Source organism: Streptomyces sp. NPDC002835 (genome assembly GCF_053591995.1).
The window spans coordinates 25,772-32,901 of sequence record NZ_JBSFUW010000057.1 but is presented as its reverse complement, the minus strand read 5'-3'; the positions used below and the strand labels follow the sequence as shown (position 1 = coordinate 32,901).

Sequence of the window (7,130 nt, the reverse complement as noted above, 5' to 3'; positions counted from 1 at the left end):
GTGGGAGAGTAGGACGCCGCCGAACAATTATTGTGGGAAGGCCCCGCACCTCTGGTGCGGGGCTTTCCTGCGTTCAAGACCCATTCACGACCCGGCCGCTCCATTAGGGTCGTCGGCATGCGCTATGACCTCGTCATCTTCGACAACGACGGTGTGCTCGTCGACAGCGAGCCCCTCTCGAACACCATCCTGGCCGCCTACCTCACCGAGCTCGGCCACCCCACCACGTACGAGGACTCACTGCGCGACTACATGGGCGCCGCCGTGCACCGCGTCCACGACCTGATACGCGAGCGGACCGGACACGCGCTGCCCGCCGATTTCGACGACACCTTTCATGCCCGCGTCTTCGCCGCCTTCGAGCGCGAACTGACGCCCGTCGACGGCGTGACCGAGGTGCTGGAGAAGCTCCGGGCCGATGGAGTGCCGTACTGCGTCGCCTCCTCCGGCAGCCATGAGCGCATCCGGGTCGGTCATCGAACCACGGGGCTGGACCGGTGGTTCACGGACGACATCGTCTTCAGCGCCCAGGACGTGGGCCGGGGCAAGCCGGCGCCCGATCTCTTCCTTCATGCCGCCCGGCGGATGGGCGTCGCGCCCGAGCGGTGTGTCGTCGTGGAGGACAGCCGCCTCGGCGTACAGGCGGCCCTGGCCGCGCGGATGGACGTCTACGGTTTCACCGCCATGACCGCCGAGACGGAACTCGCCGGCGCCAACGGCTGGTTCGGCGCGATGGCAGAGCTGCCCGCACTGCTCGTGTGATCCGTCTACCGCGCAGTAGGGCCCGGGCATACGCTGTGCGGCCATGACTGAGCCGCGGTTGCGCCACGGACGTGCCTCTCTGGCGTTCAGCTTCTTCTCCCAGGGCGTCGCCTTCGCTCTTCTGGTGACCCGTATCCCCGCCATCCAGGACCGGTACGGGATCTCGGACGCCCTGCTGCCCCTGTTCCTCGCGGCCGTGCCGGTGCTCGCCGGGGTGGGGAGCGTGCTGACCGAGCGCGTCGTCCGGCGGGTCGCCGTGAGTACGGTGCTGCGTTGGGCGCAGCCAGTGGTGCTGCTGTCCCTGCTGGGCGTCGCCGCCGGCGACCGGCTGTGGCAGGTGGCCGTCGCCCTCGGCGTGTTCGGGCTGTCCGTCGGAGCGCTCGACGCGTCGATGAACATACTCGGCGTCGGCCTCCAACGGGCCTACGGCCGCAGCATCATGCTCGGCTTCCACGCCGCGTACAGCCTCGGCGGCATCGTCGGAGCCTCGCTCGCCTGGGTGGGCGCGCACTGGGGCCTGGCGCTGCTCGTCTCGTATCTGCCGGTCGTCGCGGTGCTCGTGCCGGCGGTGGCGGCCGGGAGCCGGTGGTACGTCGACGAGCAGCACGCCACAGAGCGGCCGGACGACGGGGGAGCACCGGGCCCGGCCGGCAGCCCGGTCGCGTTCAAGCTGCTGTTGCCGCTCTGCCTGGTGATGACGTTCGCGTACATCGGCGACTCGACCGTCTCCAACTGGAGCGCCAAGTATCTGCAGGACGTCCTCGGGAGCTCGGAGGAGCTCGCGACAGTGCCGTACAACGCGTACATGGTGACGACCCTGATCGGGCGGGCCGTCGGAGATCTCGGGGTACGGCGGTTCGGGGCCGTGGCGGTCGTCAGATGCGGGGCGGTGCTGGCGGCGGCCGGGTTCGCCGTGGTGGCGGGGGCGCCGGGGGCGTGGGTCGGGATGCTCGGGTTCACGCTGCTGGGACTGGGGCTGTGCGTGATCGTGCCGCAGACCTTCGCGGCTGCCGGCCGCCTCTTCCCGGCCGGGCGCGCCAGCGACGCCGCCGTGGCCCGGCTGAACGTCTTCAACTACGTCGGCTTCCTCGTCGGCTCGCCCCTCGTGGGCGCGCTGGGGGACGCCTGGAGCTATCGCGGGGCGATGCTGGTGCCGATGGCGCTGATCCTGGTGACGCTCGTGTATGCCCGGGCGTTCGGCGAAGGAAGCGCCCGATACGGTGGCGGGTATGAGCGGCCGCGGGTTGTTGATGTGGGACGAGGCGGTAACGAAGTATGACTTCGGGCCCAGCCATCCGATGGATCCGGTGCGTCTGGCGCTGACCATGGGGCTGGTGCGCGCCTACGGGCTGGACCGGTCGATGGACGTGGTCGCCGGGAAGCCCGCCGGGGACTCGACGCTGCGTCTCGTGCACCGGGAGGACTACATCGACGCCGTACGGGCCGCGTCGGCCGACCCGAGGGCCGCCGACCAGTCGTACGGGCTCGGCACGGTCGACGACCCCGCGTTCGCCGGGATGCACGAGACCTCGGCCCTGATCGCCGGCCAGTCCGTCGGTGCGGCGGAGGCCGTGTGGCGCGGGGACGCCGCGCACGCGGTGAACTTCGCGGGCGGGCTGCACCACGCGATGCCCGGCGGGGCGTCCGGCTTCTGCATCTACAACGACGCGTCCGTGGCGATCGCCCGGCTGCTGGAACTGGGCGCGGAGCGCGTCGCGTACGTCGATGTGGACGTCCACCACGGGGACGGCGTCCAGGCGGCGTTCTGGGACGATCCACGGGTCCTCACGGTGTCGCTGCACGAGCATCCGCGGACGCTGTTCCCGCAGACCGGCTGGCCGGAGGAGACCGGCGCCGACGCGGCGGCGGGCTCGGCGGTCAATGTGGCGCTGCCGGCTGGTACGGGCGACGAGGGCTGGCTGCGGGCCTTCCACGCGGTCGTGCCTGAGCTGCTGGCCGACTTCCGGCCGCAGGTGCTGGTGACCCAGCACGGCGCCGACACCCACTTCGAGGACCCGCTGGCGCACCTGGCGGTGTCCCTGGACGCGCAGCGCGCCGTCCAGGAGGCGTGCCACGCGCTGGCCCACGAGCATGTGGACGGCGGCCGCTGGGTCGCCCTCGGCGGCGGGGGATACGCGGTCGTGGACGTCGTGCCCCGCTCCTGGACGCATCTGGTGGCGATCGCGGCCCACGAGCCGGTGGAGCCCGAGTCGGTGATCCCGTCGTCGTGGCGGGACGAGGTGTACGCGAAGACACGGCAGTTGGCGCCGGCGCGGATGACGGACGGCCGGTGGCCGGTGGCCTGGCGCGCCTGGGACGAGGGCTACGACCCCGCCGACCGGCTGGACCAGGCCGTCCTGGCGACCCGGCGGGCGGCCTTCCCGCTGCGCGGCCTGCTGGCCTAGCACCCGGCTTTGTCGCCGGCCCCGCGACCGGCACGCGTTACGCCAACTGTGGGCGTTGTCCCGGTTTTCGTGTGGCGGCCGCCCGGGTGCGTCAGCATCGGCAGGGTGTTGAGCACCCGAGCGCTGCGGGCGCATCTGCTGGCGTCACGACTGGCCGGTGTCGTCGCCACCCCCCGTGAGACGAGTCTGCGGAGCTATCGTGCCTTCGTCGCGCGTGACCCCCGGGTCACGATCGGCCTCGACCCCCGGTGGAACTGGAGTGTGCGGGACGTCCTCGCGCTCATGGCCGACCGGTGCGGGGTGTCGGCCGATCCGGCGCAGGTGAGCGGCGCGGACGTCATCGACCCCGAGCTGACCCTCGGCAGGCTCGACGCGTTCGCGGAGCGGCTGGGGGCCGTCGTCGCGCGCGGCGGCCCGGTGCTGTTCGGGACCGGACATCCGCACCGGCTGGTCGGGTTCTACGCCGGTCTGGCAGACGCCGTGTCGGCGGCGGGCTGTTCTGTCCTCACACCCGCGCAGGGGCGATGTGTCGACATAACGACCCGGTTCGGAGTACGTCCCCACCGCCTCGAGTACGTACGGGGAGTGGCCGTAGTCCGTGAACCGGGAGCGCCCGCCGCCGGTGTCCACACGCATTCCCCCCTGCCGGTCAGAGTCGCGCTCGAGGCGGCCGCGGACGCCGGCGGGCCGCTGCCCGAGCTCGTCGTCGGTGATCACGGCTGGGTCTGCGGAGCAGGTCAACTGGGTGTCGAGGCCATCGGACTGGCCGACACGGACGATCCCGCCCTGTTCGTCGGTGAGGCGGAGGGCCTGGTGTCGGTCGCGGTTCCGCTTGACGACGCCGTACGGTCCGATTTCTACCGGCCGTTGACGCGCTATGTGCTCGATCGGGGGTGTCTGTCACAGTAGGCCCCCGATCGCAGCTCCTCTTCCCCACTTGCATCACCCGCCCCTAGTCTGGGCAGTGAGCGCACAGCGACGAAGAGTCACCGGAGGGGAAGCCGGTGCGCGTCGGGTGCGGAAGGTACAGGTGGGTCATGGCTGCTGGCAGCGAGAGGCCTCTCAACGAGGTCAAGTTTCTCACCGTGGCGGAAGTTGCCTCGGTGATGCGGGTGTCGAAGATGACGGTGTACCGCTTGGTGCACAGCGGTCATCTGCCGGCGATCCGGGTGGGGAGGTCCTTCCGGGTACCGGAGCAAGCGGTGCACGAGTATCTCCGCGAATCCTTCGTGGGGGTGGAATCTGCGTGACGCAGGCTCGACGGTTCCCCTCGGATTACGTCCCTCACTCGGCGGCAGGTAGGCTAGGCCGACGTAGGTCGTGTGGGCCCAGACGCCCCGCACCGAGATTCCCGCTGATGCGGGGGTGTTCCGAGAAGTGAGCGAGGGTAGTCGTGGGCTCTGTTATCAAGAAGCGGCGTAAGCGGATGGCCAAGAAGAAGCACCGCAAGCTGCTCAAGCGCACGCGCGTTCAGCGTCGCAACAAGAAGTAAGCGGCAGCTGTACGCGTCGCCCCGGCCCCTCCACCGCACGGTGGAGGGGCCGGGGTGTTTGCTGCTCCGACACGGCACGACGTGGCGAAAGTCCGTCGTGCGGTCATCACAGCGCAACAGTGACGCGCTACGGTGACGCCAGGACTCGAGGCCCGGTCGGCGGACCAGGGCCGGAACGCCCCAAGGAAGGCGCTGATCTTGGGCAAGGTCGTGCTCGTCACCGGAGTGGCCCGGCAGCTCGGCGGCCGTCTCGTACGGCGCGTCCAGCGGGACCCCGAGGTGGACCGGGTGATCGCGGTCGACGCCGTCGGCCCCGGACATCACCTGGGCGGTGCCGAGTTCGTCCGTGCCGACATCCGGCAGCCCGCCATCGCGCGGGTGCTCGCCGAGTACGCCGTCGACACGGTCGTGCACATGGACGTGACGGGCACCCCGCTCGGCGCCGGCGGCCGTGCGGCCGTCAAGGAGACCAACGTCATCGGCACCATGCAGCTCCTCGGCGCCTGCCAGAAGTCGCCGACGGTCAAGCGGCTGGTGATCAAGTCCAGTACGAGCGTGTACGGCTCCGCCCCGCGCGACCCGGCGGTCTTCACGGAGACCATGCCGCCCAAGTCGCTGCCGAGCGGCGGCTTCGCCAAGGACGCCGTCGAGGTCGAGGGGTATGTGCGCGGCTTCGCCCGGCGCCGGCCCGACGTGGCGGTGTGCGTGCTGCGCTTCGCCAACATCCTCGGACCGTGCGCCGACTCGCCGCTCGCCGACTTCTTCACGCTGCCCGTGATGCCGACGGTCTTCGGCTACGACCCGCGGCTGCAGTTCGTCCACGAGGACGACGTCATCGACGTGCTGCGGATCGCCCTGCACGAACCGCGGCGCGGCACCCTCAACAGCGGCACCTTCAACATCGCCGGGGACGGCGTGCTGACGCTGTCGCAGTGCTCGCGCAGGCTGGGCAGGCCGACGCTGCCGGTGCTGCTGCCGGCGGTCACCTGGGTGGGATCCGCGCTGCGGACGATCGGCCTCACCGACTTCTCGCCCGAGCAGATCCGGCTGCTGACCCACGGGCGCGTGGTGAGCACCGTTCAGATGCGCGAGACACTGGGCTTCCGGCCGAAGTACACGACGGCGGAGACGTTCGCGGACTTCGCACGCAGCCGCGGGCCCGGGCTGCTGCCGCCCGAGAAGCTCGCCAGGGCGGTGGACCAGGTCACGGCGGCCCTGTCCCTGGACGACGACGCCGTGGAGACCGGCGGGCCGGCGGCCACGCAGACGACGACGCACAGCAGCGGACAGCCCGGATAAGGAGCGCAGCCGACGATGGCGGACGCCAAGGTCATTCCGTTCGACGACGACCGGTCGCGCGGCGGCGGTGCACAGCGCCCGGCGCGGCGGCGCTCCCCGGCAGGCGGCCGCCGCAAGGCCGACCCCGCGGCGACGGGGGAGGCCGTGGTGAGCGCCCTGCCCGGGCCGCAGAGCGACGACGGCACGGACGAGCCGGTGGCGCCCGGCGCCATGAGCGCTGAGGGCGCCGAGGGGCCGGAGGCCTCGCAGGACTCCGGGAGCACCGCGGCCGCCGCGGAGGGACATCAGGGCACCGCGGCCGCGCAGGAGACGCCCGGTGCGGCGGCCGGCGCCTGGGACCGGAGGGTCGCCGGCGGGCTGGCGTTCCTGCGGCGCCGGATCACGGGGGACTACGAGGTCGACGAGTTCGGTTACGACGCCGAGCTCACCGACCAGGTCCTGATGTCGATGCTGCGGCCGCTGTACGAGAAATACTTCCGTGTCGAGGTGAAGGGCATCGAGAACATCCCGGCGGACGGTGGCGCGCTGGTGGTCGCCAACCACTCGGGGACCGTGCCGCTGGACGGGCTGATGATGCAGGTCGCCGTCCACGACAACCACCCGGCGGGCCGCCATCTGCGGCTGCTCGCCGCGGACCTTGTCTTCATGCTGCCGGTGGTCAACGAACTGGCCCGCAAGGCCGGCCACACCCTGGCCTGCGCCGAGGATGCGACAAGGCTTCTGCAGCGCGGCGAGGTGGTGGGCGTGATGCCCGAGGGCTTCAAGGGCATCGGGAAGCCGTTCGGCGAGCGCTACAAGCTTCAGCGGTTCGGCCGCGGCGGCTTCGTGTCCACGGCGCTGCGGGCGGGCGCGCCGATCGTGCCGTGCTCGATCGTCGGGGCCGAGGAGATCTACCCGATGATCGGCAACGCGAAGACGCTGGCGCGGCTGCTGGGCTTCCCGTACTTCCCGATCACGCCGACGTTCCCCTGGCTCGGGCCGCTCGGGGCGGTGCCGCTGCCGACGAAGTGGACGATCCAGTTCGGGGAGCCGATCGCGACGGACGGCTATCCGCCGGAGGCGGCGGAGGACCCGATGCTGATGTTCAACCTGACGGACCAGGTGCGGGAGCAGATCCAGCACACGCTCTACAAGCTGCTGGTCCAGCGCCGCTCGGTCTTCTTCTGACTCCC

Annotated in this window: 8 protein-coding genes; all 8 read left to right on the top strand. The window is 71.2% G+C overall.

All coding sequences use genetic code 11. The features are described 5' to 3' along the window. Nucleotides 1-117: 117 nt before the first annotated feature. The 8 genes from ACWD01_RS34750 (at nucleotide 118) to ACWD01_RS34715 (ending at nucleotide 7,125) form a co-directional block, all read left to right on the top strand. A complete protein-coding gene (locus tag ACWD01_RS34750; RefSeq protein ID WP_451167631.1) occupies nucleotides 118-762 on the top strand; it encodes an HAD family hydrolase in 645 nt (214 codons plus the stop codon). Nucleotides 763-805: 43 nt separating this feature from the next. After that, nucleotides 806-2,041 carry an MFS transporter gene (locus ACWD01_RS34745; RefSeq protein ID WP_451167629.1) on the top strand — a complete coding sequence of 412 codons (1,236 nt, stop codon included), beginning with the start codon at nucleotides 806-808 and terminating at the stop codon, nucleotides 2,039-2,041. After that, a complete protein-coding gene (locus ACWD01_RS34740; protein WP_451167628.1) occupies nucleotides 1,992-3,167 on the top strand; it encodes an acetoin utilization protein AcuC in 1,176 nt (391 codons plus the stop codon). Before ACWD01_RS34745 ends, ACWD01_RS34740 begins: the two co-directional genes overlap by 50 nt. 105 nt (nucleotides 3,168-3,272) lie before the next feature. Beyond that, a complete protein-coding gene (locus tag ACWD01_RS34735; protein ID WP_451167626.1) occupies nucleotides 3,273-4,076 on the top strand; it encodes a phosphatase in 804 nt (267 codons plus the stop codon). Between the two features lie 128 nt (nucleotides 4,077-4,204). Continuing rightward, nucleotides 4,205-4,417 carry a helix-turn-helix domain-containing protein gene (locus ACWD01_RS34730; protein WP_014046653.1) on the top strand — a complete coding sequence of 71 codons (213 nt, stop codon included), beginning with the start codon at nucleotides 4,205-4,207 and terminating at the stop codon, nucleotides 4,415-4,417. Nucleotides 4,418-4,560: 143 nt separating this feature from the next. Further along, nucleotides 4,561-4,659, top strand: a complete 99-nt coding sequence (locus ACWD01_RS34725; RefSeq protein WP_003948845.1) for a 30S ribosomal protein bS22 — start codon at nucleotides 4,561-4,563, stop codon at nucleotides 4,657-4,659. Nucleotides 4,660-4,857: 198 nt separating this feature from the next. Then, nucleotides 4,858-5,958, top strand: coding sequence for an NAD-dependent epimerase/dehydratase family protein (locus ACWD01_RS34720; RefSeq protein WP_451167624.1), 1,101 nt, complete (start codon nucleotides 4,858-4,860; stop codon nucleotides 5,956-5,958). A gap of 15 nt (nucleotides 5,959-5,973) precedes the next feature. Continuing rightward, nucleotides 5,974-7,125 (top strand): 1-acyl-sn-glycerol-3-phosphate acyltransferase, encoded by a 1,152-nt coding sequence (locus ACWD01_RS34715; protein ID WP_451167622.1) that lies wholly within the window; start codon nucleotides 5,974-5,976, stop codon nucleotides 7,123-7,125. Nucleotides 7,126-7,130 lie beyond the last annotated feature (5 nt).